Raw genomic sequence first — 17043 nt, forward strand, 5'->3', positions numbered from 1 at the left:
GCACTCAGCCGGAAGCGGGGCGGCCGGCGGTAGCAAACGGGCCGTCTGCCACCGAGGCGCGCTCAATCAGGCGCCCGCTGAACGGCGGCAGCGGGGCGACCGTTTCGCCTTCCAGCATGGCCACCAGCTGTGCCAGCGTATGCTGAATCATCTCTGCTACCGGAACGTGCACCGTGGTCAGCGGTGGCAGGAAAAACTCCGCCATGCGAATGTCATCAAACCCCAGCAGCGACACCTCCTGCGGCAGCCGTTTGCCGGCGGCATGCAGCGCCAGCGCCGCGCCAATCGCCATATCATCATTACTCGCCATCAGCGCGCTGAACGGCACGCCGGACGCCAGCAGCTGACGGGTAGCCTGCTGACCGCTTTCCGGTGTCCAGGCACCGGCGCAGACCCGCGCCGGCTCAAACGGCAGGCCATGGTTCGCCAGCGCCTGCTGATAGCCGGCCAGACGCGCGGCGGCGGTGGGAGAACCGGCCAGCCCGGTGATAAAGGCAATGTCATGATGGCCGCGCTGAATCAGATAATCCACAGCGTCGCAGGTGTTCTGCTGGTGGGTGGCCCAGACGCAGTGCCCGGCGTGCTGCGTAAGCTGGCGATTAACCACCATAATCGGAACATCATGCTGTTCAATGATCGCTTCCAGCGCCGCCGTGTCCAGAAAGCGCGGATAAATGATGATGGCGTCGCAGCGCAAATCCAGCAGGAATTCAATGGCCGCGCGCTCGTCGTCAGCGCTGGTTTTACCGTCGGCCAGAATCAGCTGACGCCCGTAGTTATTGGTCAGGGTCGCGGTCTGATACAGCAACTCACTGAAGTAGGGGCCATTGAAGAGTGAGTGGGTCACGATCAGGCCAATGTTCTGCGATTTCTGCGTGGCAAGGCTGCGCGCCAGCAGGTTAGGGCGGTAGCCGGTCTCTTCAATCGCCTGAAATACCTTTTGCTGCGTGGTTTTACTGACGTAACGGTTACCCGCCAGTACGCGCGACACGGTGGCTTTCGAAACGCCCGCCTTACGGGCTACGTCCAGCATGGTAATCATTAACGTTACGCCCATCATTCCTGAATGCTTAAAAAGCGATAGTACCTGAAATCACTGGCAAATTAAGCGGGGCAGCCAGAAACAGTGAAGGCGATCAGGCGTAAAACCAGGCGGGCAGAATCGCGATCAGATTATTCAGCGTATGCAGGAAAATCGGCAGCGCGAGGCTGTTACTGCGCAGGCGCGCATAGCACAGCAGCAGGGAGAACAGCGTCAGCGCGACGATGGTTTCCCAGTGCACATACTGCGTGTGCAGGGCGGCAAACAGCAGGGAAGTGAGCAGCATGCAGGCAAAGCGGCTTTTCGGTGCCCACAGCAGAAACGCCTGCAGCAGAAAGCCGCGGAACAGCACTTCCTCAAACACCGGAGCCAGTAACACGGCGGTCAGCAGCAAAATCAGCATGGAGCTGCGCCCCTGCTGGCTCTGCGCAATCAGCCAGCCTTCCGGCTGTAAAAACTGCGTTTGTGCCACCATCAGCACAAACAGCGCGCCGATAAACAGCAGCGCCTGACCCGGCCGCAGGAACCCCAGCGGAATATCGCTGCGGCGCTGGCAGTAAAAACGGTACAGCGGGTAGATCACCGCAAATTCAAACAGGCACAGCACCGGCACCAGCAAGCCGTTATTGCGCAGCGCCCCGTAGTTGGGAAACAGCGTAATCAGCATGGTCACGAGGTAATAGACAACAAAGCTACCCACATAAAATAGCGTTAACGTAACTTTGTCGGATTGGGTGTCCATAGGCGACTCAGCGGGCAGAGGAAGACGCATAGTAGCAACGGCGATCAAGCCTGTCGAGCAGCGTTGCCAGACATTTCTCACTGCTTAAATATTCCGCCATCAGAACTAAATCTGCCGCCTGCTGCGCCGATAACCGATAAAACAATGACAGGTCTGCGTGGCCCGCTGCGGCACACGCGACTCTTTTTTTTATTGCCTCTGTTTCGCGAGCAAGACGCATGAATGTTGAGTATCACCGGCACGCCACGCTGCCTGCCAGGGTCAATATGGAAGCACAGACGGTACGCATCACGCGGCGCAGTTTGCGTGCGCTGACCGCGCTGCTGTCTGGCGTGATGCTGCTTTGCATACTGCTGGTGCTGATCATTGCCCACCGGCAGAACGCAGAAGCCATGCATCAGGATGAAAGCCTGCTGCGTCAGGCATGGCATATGCGGCAGCAGGCGCTGCTGACCAACGTACACGATTACGCCAGCTGGGGCGAAGCGTGGGAAAACCTGCATCTCACGGTCAATAAAGCCTGGGCGTGGGATGAAGAGAACGTGGGCGCCGGCCTCTATACCGAATACCACTACGACGGCGTGTTTGTGGTGAACGGACAGGACCAGACGCGCTACGCCGTGGTGCGCGGCGCGCTGTCGGATGACTCACTGCAACGCTGGCTGGGGGACCGTAGTGCCGCGCTGCTGGGGGCGGCACGGCAGCAGCCGCAGGGTGTGGTGCGTAACGTGCTGATTGATCATCAGCCGGCCATCGTGGCGGCGATCCCCATCAGTCGGGGCAAAATGCACAGCCTGCCCGGGATACCGGGGCCGCCGTCGGTCATGATTTTCGTCGATATTTATACGCCGGATAAACTGCTGGCGCTGGGCAAAGGGCTCAACGTACAGCGGCCGCGTGCGGCCAGCAGCCTGAGCGACGGACTGGAAGCCCCGCGTCTGGTGGAGCCCGCGCTGGGCGATCGGCCAGTCGTGATTCGCTGGCAGGCGCGCCAGCCGGGTAAGGGGCTGATCTGGCTGGTGATGCCGTTGCTGATCTTTACCGCGCTGGCCATTGCGCTGGTGACGCGGCGGGTGATCCGCCATGCGCTGCACAATGCGGTGGTCTCTGACCGGCGCTTTGAAATGCTGACTATCAGCCAGCGCGAGCTGGCCAACAGCGAAGAGCGTTTTCGCGACCTGGCCGAAGCCGCCTCCGACTGGATTTGGGAAATCGATGAGCATGGCCGTCTCTGCTATCTTTCGGCCCGCTTTACCCGCGTCACCGGCCACGATGTGCACCGCTGGCTGGGACGGCATCTGGATCAGCTGCTGAGTCATCCCAGCCATTCGCTGGTGGCATGGCTGCAGCGCCAGAGCGACGAAGCCCAGCAGTTGCCGCTGCGCTGCCAGTTCCTTTCCCTTTCTGGCGAGCGGCGTATCGGCCAGCTGGCGGCGAAAGCGATCCGCCGCAACGGCCTGCGTACCGGCTTTCGCGGCACGGTATCGGATATCACGCATGAAGTGGATGCCGAAGCGCGGATTCAGTTTCTGTCACGCCACGATATGCTGACCGGGCTGGCGAACCGCATGCAGCTGCAGGAGTTCCTGACCAGCCATCTGGAGCAGGTCACGGAAGAGGATCCGCTCTATCTGATCAGTTTTGATATCGATCAGTTCAGGCCGATCAACGACACCTGGGGCCATACGGTAGGGGATGACGTGCTGAATCAGATCTCTCAGCGTCTGCAAAATCTCACCGGTCCGGCAGAGCTGGCGGCCCGCCTGGGCGGTGATGAGTTTATCGTGATACTGCGCGAGCGTACCCGGGCGGCGGTGGAGCACCGCTGCCGCGCCCTGCAGCATGCGTTGCATCAGCCGATTATCTGCGGCTCTCATCAGCTGAGCCTCACCGCCAGCATGGGCATTGTCTGCGCACCGCTGGATGCGGCGCAGCCGGAAGCGCTGCTGCGCGTGGCGGACATTGCGCTGGGCCAGGCCCGCAGCGCCGGGCGCGATCGCTGGGTCTGGTACTCCACCGATATGGCCAGCCAGATGCAGTCGAAACGCGATATGGTGCAGGCGATCGAAACGGCGCTGCAGAGCGGTGCCTTTACGCTGCATTACCAGCCGCGCTATCAGCTGCAGAGCGGCAAGCTGGCGGGCGCCGAGGCGCTGATCCGCTGGCAGGTGGACGATAAACACTGGATCACGCCGGATCGCTTTATTCCGCTGGCCGAAGAGAATGGGCTAATCGCGGCGATCAGCGACTGGGTGCTGATGCGCGCCTGCGCCGATGCGCGCAGCTGGGGGGATCCGCGCTATGTCTCGGTGAATATTTCGCCGGTTGAGTTTCACAATACCGATCTGGTGGCGCGGGTGGCGCATGCGCTGGATGAGACCGGCCTGCCGGCGACGCGGCTGGAGCTGGAGATCACCGAAAACGTAACCTTTGAAGATCCGGACCGTGCGCTGGAGATCATGCAGGGGCTGCGGGCGCTGGGCGTACGGCTGACGGTAGACGACTTCGGCACCGGCTATGCCGCGCTGGGCTATCTGAAAACCTTCCCGTTTAACGGCCTGAAAATTGATCGCTCGTGGATGAAGGATTTCCCGGAATCGAAACAGGCGCAGTCGGTGGTGGCAGGGATTGTCGGACTGGCGCGCGCGTTTGCGCTGACGATCACGGCAGAGGGGATAGAAACAGAAGCGCAGCTGAACGAACTGAAAGCGCTCTCCTGCGAAGAGGGGCAGGGCTACTTCCTCGGGCGACCAATGCCGCTGGCGGCGTTCAGTGCGCAACTGATTCAGGAACAAACGAAAGCTTAGCGAACCTGCAGGGCGACAAGCGTCATCAGGATGGCGAAGCCAATAAAGATAGCCAGTTCCATCATTACCTCCTAAGAATAATCTTAGGTAATTCTAATTCCGCAAACGGGAATTTTTGGACAGAGCGTGCGATTTTTCTGAGAAAACGCAGTGGAAAATCGCGCGGCTTTACACTCTGACGCAGAGAATCTTCGGCAAAAATTTCCCTGGCACCGGCGGCTTTTGTTACGATTTACCTGTTGGTTATTATTTTATCCAGGAGGAAAATTTCGTGACCCATTATGGAAAAGCACTGCTGATCACAGCGATGTTTGCCTTAACTGCCTGCCAGTCTGCCAGCAAAACGGATAGCCACGCGGCTGCCACTCAGGCACCGGAAAACGATCAGTGTGGCGCATCGCAGTATCAGCACTATGTTGGCCAGCCGCTGAAAGCGCTCGATAACCAGCGGTTTGCCGTGCCGGTGCGCGCCATTCCGTGGAACGGCGCTGCCACCATGGATTTCAATCTGCGTCGTCTGAATTTCCTTGGCGATCAGAGCGGTAAAATTGATAAGGTTTACTGCGGATAACACGAAACAGACACTGCATTGTCATCGCGCTGTCACAGCGTCGGGCGAGGATAGCTGCGCATTACGAAGATTTCCTCGTCACTCTCGAATATGCAATGCTCGTCTTGTTTATTCCCGCTCCGGCGGGAATTTTTTTATCTGCGCCACAGGAAAACCCCCCGGCGCACCACAAACAAGGAGTGAAGATGAAAAACGTCGTAAAAGGTTTACTGCTGACCCTGCTGCTCAGCCCGCTGGCGCAGGCTTCCAGTGAAGAAGCCTGGCAGCAAAACGCCCGCAACGGCCAGCAGGCGTGCCTGAAAGCCAGCGGTCTGAAGGCCGCCAGCATTGTCGGTAAGCCGGTACAGTATGATGACAGCGTCGGTTACGACGCGCTGTTGCTGGAAGGGCGCTATCCGCAAAAGCACATGAAAAACCAGAAGGGCCGTGAGCTGTGCCTGTATCAGCGCCAGAGCGGCAAAGCGGTGGTCAGCGAAGCCGACCAGCTGCGCGTCGCGCAGTAAGCCGTTATGGGCCGGGCCGCTATTTCTGCGGCCCGCTCTCCATCAGCTGTGAGAGCAGGTTGCGGTAACTCTGTAAACGCTGTTCATCCCCTTCAAACTCCAGTTTGGCGATCACTTTGGCAATCACGGCTTTACTGGTGGCCGGTTGCCCGTCATCCATCAGCTCGCGCATGATTGCCGCCAGCAGATCGCTCTCATGCGGCACATGCCACGCGGGGGTATTAAAGTAGTCGGTAATCGCCCGACCGGCGCTATTGGAATGCGTTCTCATAGCTGACCTCCGCAGAGACAACGATGCCCGTCACCCGTAATGGGAAACATTGGGAAATTCTGGTTAAGCATGCGGACTGTCCAGGACGGGCAGCGCCTCGCCAGTGACGACTGGTGATTTTTTAAACATAGTTGCGGTGTTGAATCTTGTCAGTAATGAATAGACATATTTTTTCACGTTTCCACGCGTCAGTGATGCGCTTATCTTGCGGCGATCGCGCTTACCGCACGTAAAGCCACCAGAAAAACCGCGCATTTCCCTATTTGCTGTGAGCAGAATCACGTTCGGCAGTGTAAAACTGCGTTTTTTCGCGCATGCCATGTTTTGCCGTCCGGCCCTGTTACGAGATTGTTAGACTGCCCGCTCTTTCCCTTTCCCGATATGTTGCTCATGCCGCGCGCGATTGAAACCTGGAAAATCAACCTGATATCGGTCTGGTTCGGCTGTTTTTTTACCGGCCTGGCCATCAGTCAAATCATTCCTTTTCTGCCGCTTTACGTTGAAGCGCTGGGCATTCACGGCGATCGTGCCCTCAGCCTCTGGTCTGGTCTCACCTTTAGCGTCACCTTTGTGATTTCTGCTGCCGTCTCGCCGCTGTGGGGCAGCCTGGCCGATCGCAAAGGACGCAAGCTGATGCTGCTGCGCGCATCCCTGGGTATGGGGGTGGTGATCCTGCTACAGGCCTTTGTGACCCAGGCCTGGCAGCTGTTGCTGCTGCGTGCGCTGATGGGGCTGACATCCGGCTACATTCCTAATGCCATGGCGCTGGTGGCGGCACAGGTGCCGCGCGAACGCAGCGGCTGGGCGCTGAGCTGCGTCTCCACCGGGCAGATCGGCGGCGTGATCCTCGGGCCGATGCTGGGGGGCTTGCTGGCCGACTGGGTCGGTCTGCGCTGGGTGTTTATCGTCACCGCCGTGCTGCTGATGGTGAGTTTTCTCGTCACGCTTTTCCTGATCAAAGAGACCGGCTACACCCCGGTGAGCCGGCAGGCGAAGCTGAGTGGCCGGGAGGTCTTCCGCAGCCTGGATAATCCGCGTCTGATGATCTGCCTGTTCGTTACCACGCTGGTGATTCAGATGTGCAACGGATCGGTGAATCCGATTCTGACGCTGTTCGTACGCGAACTGGCGCCGCAGGCGCAAAATATCGCGTTCCTCAGCGGCGTCATTGCGGCGCTGCCGGGCGTCTCTGCCCTGATTTCCGCGCCGCGCCTCGGCAAGCTGGGTGACCGCATTGGTACACAGCGCATTCTGCTGGCGACCATGGTGGCTTCGCTGCTGCTGCTGGTGGCGATGTCCTTTGTCACCAGCGCCACGCAGCTTGGCGTACTGCGGTTTCTGCTGGGTTTTGCCGATGGCGCGATGATGCCCGCTGTTCAGACGCTGCTGGTGCGCCATTCCCGCGATAACGTTACCGGCCGCATTTTCGGTTATAACCAGTCATTTATGTATCTCGGCAACGTCGCCGGCCCGCTGCTGGGCGCAGCGGTCTCGGCTGCCACCGGTTATCGCTGGGTGTTTTTTGCCACCGCGCTGGTGGTGCTGCTGAACGTGCTGTTGCTGCGGCGTTTTTACCGCCGGCCCACAACCGCGCTGACGCCCCGCAGCGGTCAGCGCGATGCCGCGCCGGCGGCTACTGACGCAGCGTCAGCGCATAGTGCCAGCGCTGCTGAGAAAGCAAAAACTCAGGGCTGACGCTTGGGCTCCATGAATCATCGCCGCCCACGCCCATGTGGTAAGCGTCGAGATGCAGCCAGCAGCCCGCTTCCGCCTGCAGCAGATGGCGATGCGAAGTCTCCCGCAGCTGCTCCAGGCTGTAGCGGCTGAGCGAAAAGGCAAAATCACCGCGAACCTGCCAGCTGCCGCTGTCCAGCTCGCGCGTGCCGCAGCGCAATCCGTTCTCACCGGGAAACACATAGTCCGTGCTGAGCGCCGCCAGCGGCAGCTGCCAGCGGGAAAACTGCGCCGCCAGCTGACGATCCGGGTAGTTTTCATGCGGCCCGAGGCCCAGCCAGCTGACCTGCTGCGGCGTATGCGCCAGCTGGCAGCGCAGGCCAATGCGTGCCGGCGGCGGCAGCCCGGCAGCCTGTTCCACCTCAACGCTGAGCGAAAGTTCACCCCTGCCGTCAATCAGGTAGCGTTTGTGGCTGGTAAAGGCCGGCTCGCCGTTGCCAGACCACTGGTGCCAGGTTTCGATCTGCACGCCGTGCGTCAGGCGGTCCATGCGCATCTCCAGCAGCTGCGCTTCCAGCTGGTCATAGCCCGCGCGTTTCCAGCGCTCAACCCAGGCGCTGGGATCGACATTGCTGGCTTCGCTGGTGCCGATGTCATTGTCAATCGGGGCGCGGATAAAGCACTCCTGCAGCGGGGTGAGCAGGGTTTCGCGCCCGTTAACCCACCACTGCACCAGTTCACCGCTGCGGCGTGAAAACTGCCAGCGCTGCTGCGGCAGGGTGAGGGTAATCGCGTCGTCGTGCTGCGTCACCGTCGGGGCGGTCGCGCTGTGCGGCAGCACGCGTGCCGGCAGGGCAGCAGGCAGACGCCACTGATCCCAGGCCACGCGCGCATCGGCTTCGGACCACGCGGTGGCTGCCGGCTGATGCACGGCCAGCCGCAGCCAGGCTTCACCCTGTAATCCTGCCTGTGGCGGCACGCTGAATGACTGGCTTGCCTGCGCATCCAGCTCGAGCGGCCATTCGCCGCTGGCGATAACGTCTCCGTTCTGTTCTATTGCCCAGCGCAGCACTTCGTTATCGCTGCGGCGGAACAGGTATTCACTGGTCACGCTGAAGCGCCAGGCGTCAGCCGCGTCGCGCCGGAACTGAAAGAACTGCTGTGCGCGCTGCGCTTCAAACAGCGCCGGATGCGGTGAGCGGTCGGCAAACACCAGCCCGTTCATGCAGAACTGGCGGTCATTGGGCGTATCCCCAAAATCTCCGCCGTAGGCCTGCCACGGCTGCTGCTGTGCGTCATATCGCGTCAGGCTCTGATCGACCCAGTCCCAGACAAAGCCGCCCTGCAGGCGCGGAAACGCCCGGAACGCCTGCCAGTATTTGGCAAAGCCGCCCAGGCTATTGCCCATGGCGTGCGCATATTCACACAGGATCAGGGGGCGCTGTTCGCCCGGCAGGCCAATCCACTTTTTCAGAGACCATTTGGGCACCGCCGGGAAGGGCTGATCCTGATCCACGCGCGCATACATCGGACAGAGGATATCGGTGGCGGCGGTATCGGCCCCGCCGCCTTCATACTGAACCGGACGCGTGCTGTCGCTGCTTTTTACCCACTGATAAAGGGCATCATGCGTGCTGCCGTGGCCGGATTCGTTTCCCAGCGACCAGATGATGATGCAGGCGTGGTTGCGATCGCGCTGCACCATGCGCGTCACGCGCTCGCTGTAAGCAGCAAACCAGCGCGGATCGGCGGATAAACGGCTCATTGGCTGCATACCGTGCGTTTCAATATTGGCTTCATCCACCACATACAGGCCGTAGCGATCGCACAGGCGATACCACAGCGGATGGTTAGGGTAGTGCGCACAGCGGACGGCGTTAAAGTTGTGCCGCTTCATCAGCATGATGTCGCGCCGCATGGTGGCTTCATCCACCGCCTGGCCCTGTTCCGGATGGTGCTCGTGGCGGTTAACGCCACGAATCAGCAGCGGTTTACCGTTCAGGCACAGCTGGCCATTGTCGATGCTGACGCGCCGGAATCCCACATCGTATGCCTCGGCCTCGATGACGGTGCCATGCACATCCAGCAGTGCGACAACCGCGCGATACAGGTGCGGCGTTTCGGCGCTCCAGAGCTGCGGCTGCGTGACCGGCAGAACCAGCAGCGCGCGTTCCGGATAGTGGCCGCGCTCATCGATGGGCGCGCTGCCGGGGGCCTGCTCCTGCTGCGCCACGCACGTCTCGCCCTGCCACAGGGTGACGCGCAGCCGCAGCTGATTCAGCGGCCGGTCGCCGGGCTGGATTGCCACGCGCACCCGCAGATCGCCGCGCAGATACTCCGGACTCAATGCGGTCTCAATCTGTACGTCAGTCAGCTGCGAGGCCGGTTTATGCAGCAGGGTGACATCGCGGAAGATGCCGCTCATGCGCCACATATCCTGATCTTCCAGATAGCTGCCGTCGCACCAGCGCAGCACCATCACCGCCAGCCGGTTCTGTCCGGCCCGCAGCACCACGCTGAGATCAAACTCCGCCGGCAGGCGGCTATCCTGCGAATAGCCAATCCACTGGCCGTTGCACCAAAGGAAAAAGGCGGCGTTGACGCCGTCGAAGACAATGCGCGTCTGCCCCTGCTGCAGCCAGCGTGCATCAGCGGTAAATGTGAGCGAGTAACATCCGGTGGGATTCTCGCGCGGCACATAGGGCGGATTAACCGGAATGGGATACTGCACGTTGGTGTAGATGGGCGCGTCATAGCCGTGCAGCTGCCAGTTAGCCGGCACCGGCAGCGAGGCGGCGTCCGGTAAATCCTGCAGCAGCCAGCTTTGCGGCACCGCTTCCGGCCGGTCGAAATAGCTGAATGTCCACTGACCGTTAAGCGACTGCCGGGAAGGGGAGGGCAGCTCATCCCGGGCGCTGAGCTCATCGCGCCAGCTGGCAAACGGCGGATGCGCATCCAGACGGTTAAGGCTGGTGATAACCGGGTTTTCCCAGTCGCGGCGCGCAAGGATCTCACTCAGGGAGAGCGTAGTCAGGTTCATGGCAGAATCTCGTTCAATGTATTGCGCTCACATTGCGCGAAAATACGACAACTGTAAAGCGCAGATGCACGCGCCGCTGGCGCGATCACAAAAGCTGCCAGCACCGTGCCGGCTGTGGGGTTTTTGTCAGGTTTGCGCGGGTAAAGCGTTAAGCGTGGTGAGCAGAGATGAATAGCGCCCGGATGCGGAACATTCCGGCTTGTCGCGCGCCTGGTCGCCTCCTACACTCAGCGCGATTTCACACGCAGAGGCAATAATGAACGCTTTACTGAAACTCGCCACCGTGATGGCACTGGTGACCGCGCTGAGCGGTTGTATCTTCCCACCGCCGGGCGGCGGTGGTGGCTGGGGTGGTCCCGGCGGCGGCGGACCCGGTCACGGCTTTATGGGACCACGCTGACGCCCGGCCGTGTGGCCTGCCCGATGAAGCGAAACGTTTTACGCTGCGGTAATCGCAGGCAGTAAAACGTTTCGCTGTTAGATATTGATATCCGGTGTTTTTTAGCGCGACGGCAAATGCGCTTTTTGCCACAAAAACGGTAAAAACGCTTGTTGTTTTAATCACCACAGTGCTACTTTCAGCTTTCTTTCTCTCACCGGGTGCGTCGCATGAAATACCTGATTGCGGAACTCCTGCTGAAGCTGGCAGAAAAAGAAGAAGCGTCAAAAGAACTGGTGGTTCAGGTTGAAGCGCTGGAAATTGTGCTGACGGCTATCCTGCGTAAACTCGAACCGCAGCAATATGATGATATTGTCACTGCCATAGACAGTGCCATGCCGCCGCGCGCGACGATCGCAGAAAATGCCGATGCGCAGCTGCTGCGCAATTATGTGGATAAATTACTTAAACACCCCCGTCACTGATCGCGGTTTTATTTCCCCCGTTAGATTTTTTTCCGCTTTGGTTATTCCGTGCCATGCTTATGACGTCATAACGCGACGGAGAAAACCCTAATGAAATCCTCTCTTCTGGTATTAATGGCCGCCGGTTTATTGCTGGCCGGCAGCGCCGGTGCGGCAGAAAAAACCGCCCAGCAGGAAAAAATGGCCCTGTGTAATCAGCATGCCGGGTCGCAAAACCTCACAGGCGATGCGCGAAAAAGCTTTATGAGCGATTGCCTGAAAAAAGACAGCAAAATGGGCAATATGACGCCACAGCAAATGAAAATGAAAAGCTGCAACACCGCGGCGGGTGATAAAAAGCTCAGCGGTGAAGCGCGTAAAACCTTTATGAGCAGCTGCCTGAAAAAGAGTGCGTAACGGCTGACGGGCGGCCTGCGGGCCGCTTTTTTGTGTCCGCTCTCGCAGGGTAAAAATGGGCTTTTTTTACCGTCGCGCAAAGGGCACGCGTTGCCAAAACTTTACAAACAGCTTACATAAACTCGTCATGCTCTCTCTGTCTCTCCCTGGTGCCTGCTGGCGCGCAGGGTGTTTTAACGTGCAACATAAGGAACCCGTTGTATGGTCGCTGCGATCATTCTTGGTATTTTTGTGATTAGCGTTATTTATGCGCATTCACGCGGCGTGGAAAAACAGAAATTCTCCCGCCAGTTATTTGATCATTCGACATTCATGGCGCCGATAAATATGTTTATGACCGGCCTGTCAAGATTACCGGCAAAGCAACCCTATTTTCCCGTGGATGCCTTTCCGGAATTACGCCAGCTGACGGATAACTGGCAGGTGATTCGCGATGAAGCGATCCGTTTGCAGGATCACATCAAAGCGGCACAGACGCATAATGACGCCGGCTTCAACACCTTCTTTAAACGCGGCTGGAAGCGTTTTTATCTGAAATGGTACAGCGATGCGCACCCTTCTGCGCGCGAGCTTTGCCCGGTCACGACGGAACTGGTCAGCAAAATCCCCGGCGTCAAGGCGGCGATGTTTGCTGAGCTGCCGCCCGGCAGCCACCTCGGTAAGCACCGCGATCCTTATGCCGGCTCCGTGCGCTATCACCTTGGGCTGCAGACGCCCAATGATGATCGCTGCTTCATTGAAGTGGACCGGCAGCGCCACAGCTGGCGCGATGGTGAAGCCGTGATCTTTGACGAGACCTACGTGCACTGGGCGCAGAATGAGAGCGAGCAGACGCGCATTATTCTGTTCTGTGACATCGAGCGCCCGATGAAGTGGCGCTGGGCGCAGGCGGTCAACCACTGGGTGGGATCAACGCTGATGTCGGCCGCGGCCTCGCCCAACGACGAGAACGACCGCACCGGCTACATTAACCGCATCTTTAAATATGTCTATGCATTGCGTGATGCCGGTCAGAACCTGAAAAAACGCAATCGCCGTCTCTACTATTGGGTAAAACATGGCCTGATCGCCGCGATTTTTGCCATCATCATTGTTCCCAGCGTGTTCTTCTGATCCCGCCTTTCCCTTTTAAAACGGCAGATAATCAAACGGTTATCTGCCGTTTTGTTTTGCGTATGCGGCTAAATCCCGAGGCTTTGCCACACTTACTGTTTGCAGGGATTTATCGGTTCGCTACCCAAACAGAAAAGGAGACCCATGTGAGCTACCAAACGGTCGTGAAATTTGATGCGCTGCCTGAGCGTAAACCCACTAAGTTCACCGTCGGTGAGACCGACATGGTGCTGATTCGCGATGGCGAGCGGGTGCAGGCGTTTCAGGCAAAATGCCCGCACGCCGGCGCGCCGCTGGAGCAGGGCGCGGTGTGTGGCGATAAGCTGATCTGCCCGTGGCATAAAGCCGTCTTTCAGCTGAGCGATGGCGGTATGTGTGAGCCACCGGCGCTGGCTAATCTGAAACGCTACCCGGTACGCATTGAACAGGGCAACGTGCTGGTGAGTCCGCAGGCGATGTCGCCAGCCAGTGCGCCGGTTGCGCAGGGTGAAACGCCAGTGTGTGTCATCCTGGGAAGCGGTGCGGCGGGCAGCGCGGCGATCTGGACGCTGCGCGATGAGGGCTTCAGCGGGCGTATTGTGCGTATCGAACGGGAAGCGGAAGCGCCTTACGATCGAACCGCGCTGAGCAAATTCGTGCCGTCCGGCAAGATGGACATTTCAGAGGTGCCAAAGCTGCTGAAGCAGGATGTGCTGGGGCCGGTGGCGCGCATTCAGGATGACGTGGTACAGCTGAACGCACAGAACAGAACGCTGCTGCTGAAATCCGGGCAGCAGGTGACCTTTGATCGGTTACTGATTGCCACCGGCGGCGTGCCGCAGGTCCCGGACCTGCCGGGACGGTCGCTTGACGGTGTGCATCAGCTGCGCTCTCTGGCACAGGCCGACACGCTGTTCAGTGCGGTGGACGAAACGCAGCAGCTGGTGATTATCGGTAACAGTTTTATTGGCATGGAGGTTGCCGGGGCGCTGCGTAATCGGGATGTTGATGTCACGGTGATCGCGCGTGATCAGCTGCCCTTTAAGAAGCAGTTTGGTGAAGAGATCGGCCGCCATTTTTATGAACTGCACCGGCGCAACGGCGTGAAGTTTGTCAGCGGCGAGCCGGAAGCGCTGGAAGGTGAGGGGCAGGTCAGCGCAGTGCGGCTGAAGGGCGGGCAGCGCGTGCCGGCCAGTCTGGTGCTGCTCGCGACCGGGGTCACACCCGCCACCGGCTTTATTCATGATCTCCCGTTGCAGGAAGATGGCAGCCTGCTGGCTGACGGTCAGCTGCGCGTGCAGGAGGCGATCTGGGCCGCCGGCGACATCGCCAGCTATCTGACACCGCGCGGCGTGCAGCGTATTGAGCATTTCCGCGTGGCGCAGCAGCAGGGACGCATCGCGGCGCTGAATATGCTGGGGAAAAACATCATGTACGATCGCGTGCCGTTTTTCTGGACGGCGCACTATGGCACGCGCTACGAATATCTGGGGCACGCCAGCGAGTGGGACGAGTGCCGTCTGCTGGGCTCGCTGCAGAATCAGCAGTTCATCGCATTTTACTGCCAGCAGGGCATGATTGCCGCGGTGTGCTCGGCGGGAATGAACACGCTGACTGCCGCGCTGGTGCATGATATGCAGCAGCCCATGACGCTGGCGCAGGGCATTGCGCTGTTTGAAGCTTTTCAGGGATAGCGCAACGGCGCAGAACACGTTGTGCCGCCGGCGGCGCGAGGAGAGCGGAACCGTCGGAGAGACGGTGATATTGGATGGCAGGCGCGCGCAGAGCCGCGCCCTGCCGTCACATCACGCTTTGCTCAGCGCTTCGGATTTCGCCATACACTGCTGCATCGCCTTCAGTACTGCCGCGCGAAAGCCATTCTCTTCCAGTACCTTCACGGCTTCGATGGTGGTGCCGCCTGGCGAGCACACCATATCTTTCAGCTCGCCGGGGTGCCTGCCGGTTTCCAGCACCATCTGCGCTGAGCCTTTCACCGCCTGCGCGGCAAACTGATACGCCTGCGCGCGCGGCATGCCGCCCAGCACGGCGGCGTCGGCCATCGCTTCGATAAACATAAACACGTAAGCCGGCGCAGACCCGCTGACGCCGACCACCGCATGAATCAGGGATTCGCTGACCACGGCCGCTTTACCAAAGCTTTCAAATATCTGCACCACTTCATCCACTTCCGCCTGCTCCACCAGCACATTGGGCGTAATAGAGGTCATGCCTTCGTTTACCAGCGCCGGCGTATTGGGCATCACGCGGATGATTTTGCGATCGTGCCCCAGCACTGCCGCCAGCGAATCCAGCGTCACGCCTGCTGCAATCGATACCACCAGCGCCTCTTTCTTCAGCTGGCCCGCCAGATCTTTCAGCACTTTGAGAATCACATTGGGTTTGACCGCACCGAACAGAATGTCGACTTCATGCGCCAGGCTCTCGGCGCTCTCTGCCGCAGTCACGCCATACTGCTGCGCCAGCGCCTGATTGGTGTCGGTTTTGCGGTCGTACACCCAGATGTTTGCCGGGGCAATCTGCCCGCTGTTGATCAGGCCGCTGATAATGGCGGTTGCCATGTTGCCGGCGCCGATAAACCCGATTTTCTTCTCCAGCATCGCTTTATCCTTTACGTGATTCGGTTTTCTCAGGGGATTAGCTTACGTCAGCCGCGATGAATAACAAGTCGCTGTGAAATATCCGTTGCCATTCGCGCTCAGCGCGGCAAGATCGGCGCATTGCTTCGCAACTAAGGAAACCTCATGGCGATCTGGGTCGATGCCGATGCCTGTCCGAATGTCATCAAAGAAGTGCTGTACCGCGCCGCAGAGCGCACCCGCATAACCGTCACCTTTGTGGCGAACCAGCCGCTGCGGGTGCCACCGTCGCCGTATGTCAAAACGCTGCAGGTTGCTGCGGGTTTTGATGTGGCGGATAACGAAATCGTGAAGCGCGTGCAGCCAGGCGAGCTGGTGATCACCGGCGATATTCCGCTGGCGGCGGAAGTGCTGGAGAAAGGGGCCGCGGCGCTGAATCCGCGCGGAGAGCGGTATTCGCCGGATACCATTCGCCAGCGTTTAACCATGCGGGATTTTATGGAGACGCTGCGCGCCAGCGGCGTGCAGAGCGGCGGCCCGTCGGCACTGAGCCCACGTGACCGCCAGCAGTTTGCGAATGAACTGGATAAGTGGTTACGTCAGCGCTAATCAGACGAAGGTGTCGTCATCGTCATAGTCGCCGCCGCCAAAATCACTGAAATCATTGTTATCCGCAAAGCTGTTGTTGTCCCAGCTGGCGTTATCGTTCAGGAAGGCGTTATCACTGTCGTTGCCGTTAAAGGTGTCCAGATTGTTATCCACCTGCGGCAGCGCCGGTTCGTTGATGATATTAACAATCTCTTCCGGCTGAGAGTGATGGAACAGGCTGGTCAGCATATCCGCCATCACCACACCGCCAGCGACGCCGACCGCCGTCTGCAGCGCGCCGCCCAGAAAACCGGTACCGCGCGCCGGGGCCGCGTACTGCGGCGGCTGCTGCGCATACTGCGGCTGCGGTGGCGCGCTGTTCCATGCCGGCTGCTGCGTCTGCTGCGGCTGACGTGAGCCGCTGCCGAACAGGCTGGAAAGGAAGCCGCCGCTGCTCTGCTGCGGGGCCTGCTGCTGCTGCGCCTGAGCGAGACGATTTTCCAGATCGGCCACCTGCGCGTTAAGTTTTTTCATCGCCGCTTCCTGAATCAGGATCGCCTGCGCCATGTAGTAGGGCGCACCGGGCTGGCTCTGTAAAAACTGCTTAATTAACTGTTCGGCTCCGGCATCGCGCGGGCCGCTCTGCGTTTCAGCCTGTTTCAGACGGCTGAACAGATTTTCAATAAGTTGTTGTTCCTGGCTCTGCATGATGAACCTCCGTTTGCGAGATACCACACTATATGAGGGCTGCATGACAGAAAGTAAATCTGCCATGCGGTAAGGAAATGTTGCCCGCGCTTACAAATGACCGGATGCACAAAATGCGCACGCTGTTTCCATTACAAATCATAGTGTT

Annotated in this window: 17 protein-coding genes; 10 read left to right on the forward strand and 7 right to left on the reverse strand. The window is 59.4% G+C overall.

From position 1 onward, the window contains the following. Nucleotides 1–4: 4 nt before the first annotated feature. Entirely contained in the window at nucleotides 5–1042 is a 1038-nt protein-coding gene (locus tag D8B20_RS04170) for a LacI family DNA-binding transcriptional regulator (RefSeq protein ID WP_145890390.1), read from the reverse strand. Nucleotides 1043–1136: 94 nt separating this feature from the next. Then, nucleotides 1137–1784 (reverse strand): CPBP family intramembrane glutamic endopeptidase, encoded by a 648-nt coding sequence (locus tag D8B20_RS04175; RefSeq protein WP_145887396.1) that lies wholly within the window; start codon nucleotides 1782–1784, stop codon nucleotides 1137–1139. Between the two features lie 218 nt (nucleotides 1785–2002). Between D8B20_RS04175 and D8B20_RS04180 the strand changes: the two genes are divergently transcribed. The 3 genes from D8B20_RS04180 (at nucleotide 2003) to D8B20_RS04190 (ending at nucleotide 5665) form a co-directional block, all read left to right on the forward strand. Then, complete coding sequence (locus D8B20_RS04180) at nucleotides 2003–4591, forward strand: bifunctional diguanylate cyclase/phosphodiesterase (protein WP_145887398.1); 2589 nt, start codon at nucleotides 2003–2005, stop codon at nucleotides 4589–4591. Nucleotides 4592–4862: 271 nt separating this feature from the next. Continuing rightward, nucleotides 4863–5162 (forward strand): I78 family peptidase inhibitor, encoded by a 300-nt coding sequence (locus D8B20_RS04185; RefSeq protein WP_145887400.1) that lies wholly within the window; start codon nucleotides 4863–4865, stop codon nucleotides 5160–5162. Between the two features lie 185 nt (nucleotides 5163–5347). Beyond that, nucleotides 5348–5665 (forward strand): hypothetical protein, encoded by a 318-nt coding sequence (locus D8B20_RS04190; protein ID WP_145887402.1) that lies wholly within the window; start codon nucleotides 5348–5350, stop codon nucleotides 5663–5665. A gap of 19 nt (nucleotides 5666–5684) precedes the next feature. Here D8B20_RS04190 and D8B20_RS04195 read toward each other — a convergent pair whose 3' ends face one another. Together D8B20_RS04195 and D8B20_RS04200 are read right to left on the reverse strand one after the other, a co-directional pair. Beyond that, nucleotides 5685–5936, reverse strand: coding sequence for a biofilm development regulator YmgB/AriR family protein (locus D8B20_RS04195; protein WP_145887404.1), 252 nt, complete (start codon nucleotides 5934–5936; stop codon nucleotides 5685–5687). Between the two features lie 63 nt (nucleotides 5937–5999). Further along, nucleotides 6000–6257 carry a hypothetical protein gene (locus tag D8B20_RS04200; protein WP_145887406.1) on the reverse strand — a complete coding sequence of 86 codons (258 nt, stop codon included), beginning with the start codon at nucleotides 6255–6257 and terminating at the stop codon, nucleotides 6000–6002. Between the two features lie 69 nt (nucleotides 6258–6326). Here D8B20_RS04200 and D8B20_RS04205 point away from each other — a divergent pair, with 69 nt between their 5' ends. Next, nucleotides 6327–7631 (forward strand): multidrug efflux MFS transporter, encoded by a 1305-nt coding sequence (locus D8B20_RS04205; RefSeq protein ID WP_145887409.1) that lies wholly within the window; start codon nucleotides 6327–6329, stop codon nucleotides 7629–7631. Here D8B20_RS04205 and D8B20_RS04210 read toward each other — a convergent pair. After that, nucleotides 7570–10650, reverse strand: coding sequence for a beta-galactosidase (locus D8B20_RS04210; protein ID WP_145887411.1), 3081 nt, complete (start codon nucleotides 10648–10650; stop codon nucleotides 7570–7572). The two genes, D8B20_RS04205 and D8B20_RS04210, sit on opposite strands and share 62 nt — an antisense overlap. Nucleotides 10651–10906: 256 nt before the next feature. Here D8B20_RS04210 and D8B20_RS21530 point away from each other — a divergent pair, with 256 nt between their 5' ends. The 5 genes from D8B20_RS21530 to D8B20_RS04230 all read left to right on the forward strand — a co-directional run bounded on the left by D8B20_RS21530 (nucleotide 10907) and on the right by D8B20_RS04230 (nucleotide 14696). After that, nucleotides 10907–11050, forward strand: a complete 144-nt coding sequence (locus tag D8B20_RS21530; RefSeq protein WP_186454400.1) for a hypothetical protein — start codon at nucleotides 10907–10909, stop codon at nucleotides 11048–11050. Nucleotides 11051–11259: 209 nt separating this feature from the next. Continuing rightward, a complete protein-coding gene (gene iraP, locus D8B20_RS04215; RefSeq protein ID WP_145887413.1) occupies nucleotides 11260–11514 on the forward strand; it encodes an anti-adapter protein IraP in 255 nt (84 codons plus the stop codon). A 90-nt stretch (nucleotides 11515–11604) separates the two neighbouring features. Further along, nucleotides 11605–11910: a PsiF family protein gene (locus D8B20_RS04220; RefSeq protein WP_145887415.1), complete on the forward strand. Its 306-nt coding sequence runs from the start codon at nucleotides 11605–11607 to the stop codon at nucleotides 11908–11910. Nucleotides 11911–12111: 201 nt separating this feature from the next. Further along, entirely contained in the window at nucleotides 12112–13023 is a 912-nt protein-coding gene (gene lpxO, locus D8B20_RS04225) for a lipid A hydroxylase LpxO (protein WP_145887417.1), read from the forward strand. 146 nt (nucleotides 13024–13169) lie between these two features. After that, nucleotides 13170–14696 carry an FAD-dependent oxidoreductase gene (locus tag D8B20_RS04230; protein WP_145887419.1) on the forward strand — a complete coding sequence of 509 codons (1527 nt, stop codon included), beginning with the start codon at nucleotides 13170–13172 and terminating at the stop codon, nucleotides 14694–14696. 111 nt (nucleotides 14697–14807) lie between these two features. On the opposite strand, the gene proC is transcribed toward D8B20_RS04230, so the two are convergent. After that, nucleotides 14808–15620 (reverse strand): pyrroline-5-carboxylate reductase, encoded by an 813-nt coding sequence (proC, locus tag D8B20_RS04235; protein ID WP_145887421.1) that lies wholly within the window; start codon nucleotides 15618–15620, stop codon nucleotides 14808–14810. A 144-nt stretch (nucleotides 15621–15764) separates the two neighbouring features. On the opposite strand from proC, the gene D8B20_RS04240 reads away from it, so the two are divergent. Beyond that, a complete protein-coding gene (locus D8B20_RS04240) occupies nucleotides 15765–16208 on the forward strand; it encodes a YaiI/YqxD family protein (protein ID WP_145887423.1) in 444 nt (147 codons plus the stop codon). Here D8B20_RS04240 and D8B20_RS04245 read toward each other — a convergent pair whose 3' ends face one another. After that, entirely contained in the window at nucleotides 16209–16895 is a 687-nt protein-coding gene (locus D8B20_RS04245; protein ID WP_145887425.1) for a DUF2076 domain-containing protein, read from the reverse strand. It abuts the gene before it with no gap. Nucleotides 16896–17043 lie beyond the last annotated feature (148 nt).

Source organism: Candidatus Pantoea soli (assembly GCF_007833795.1).
Lineage (GTDB): Bacteria > Pseudomonadota > Gammaproteobacteria > Enterobacterales > Enterobacteriaceae > Pantoea > Pantoea soli.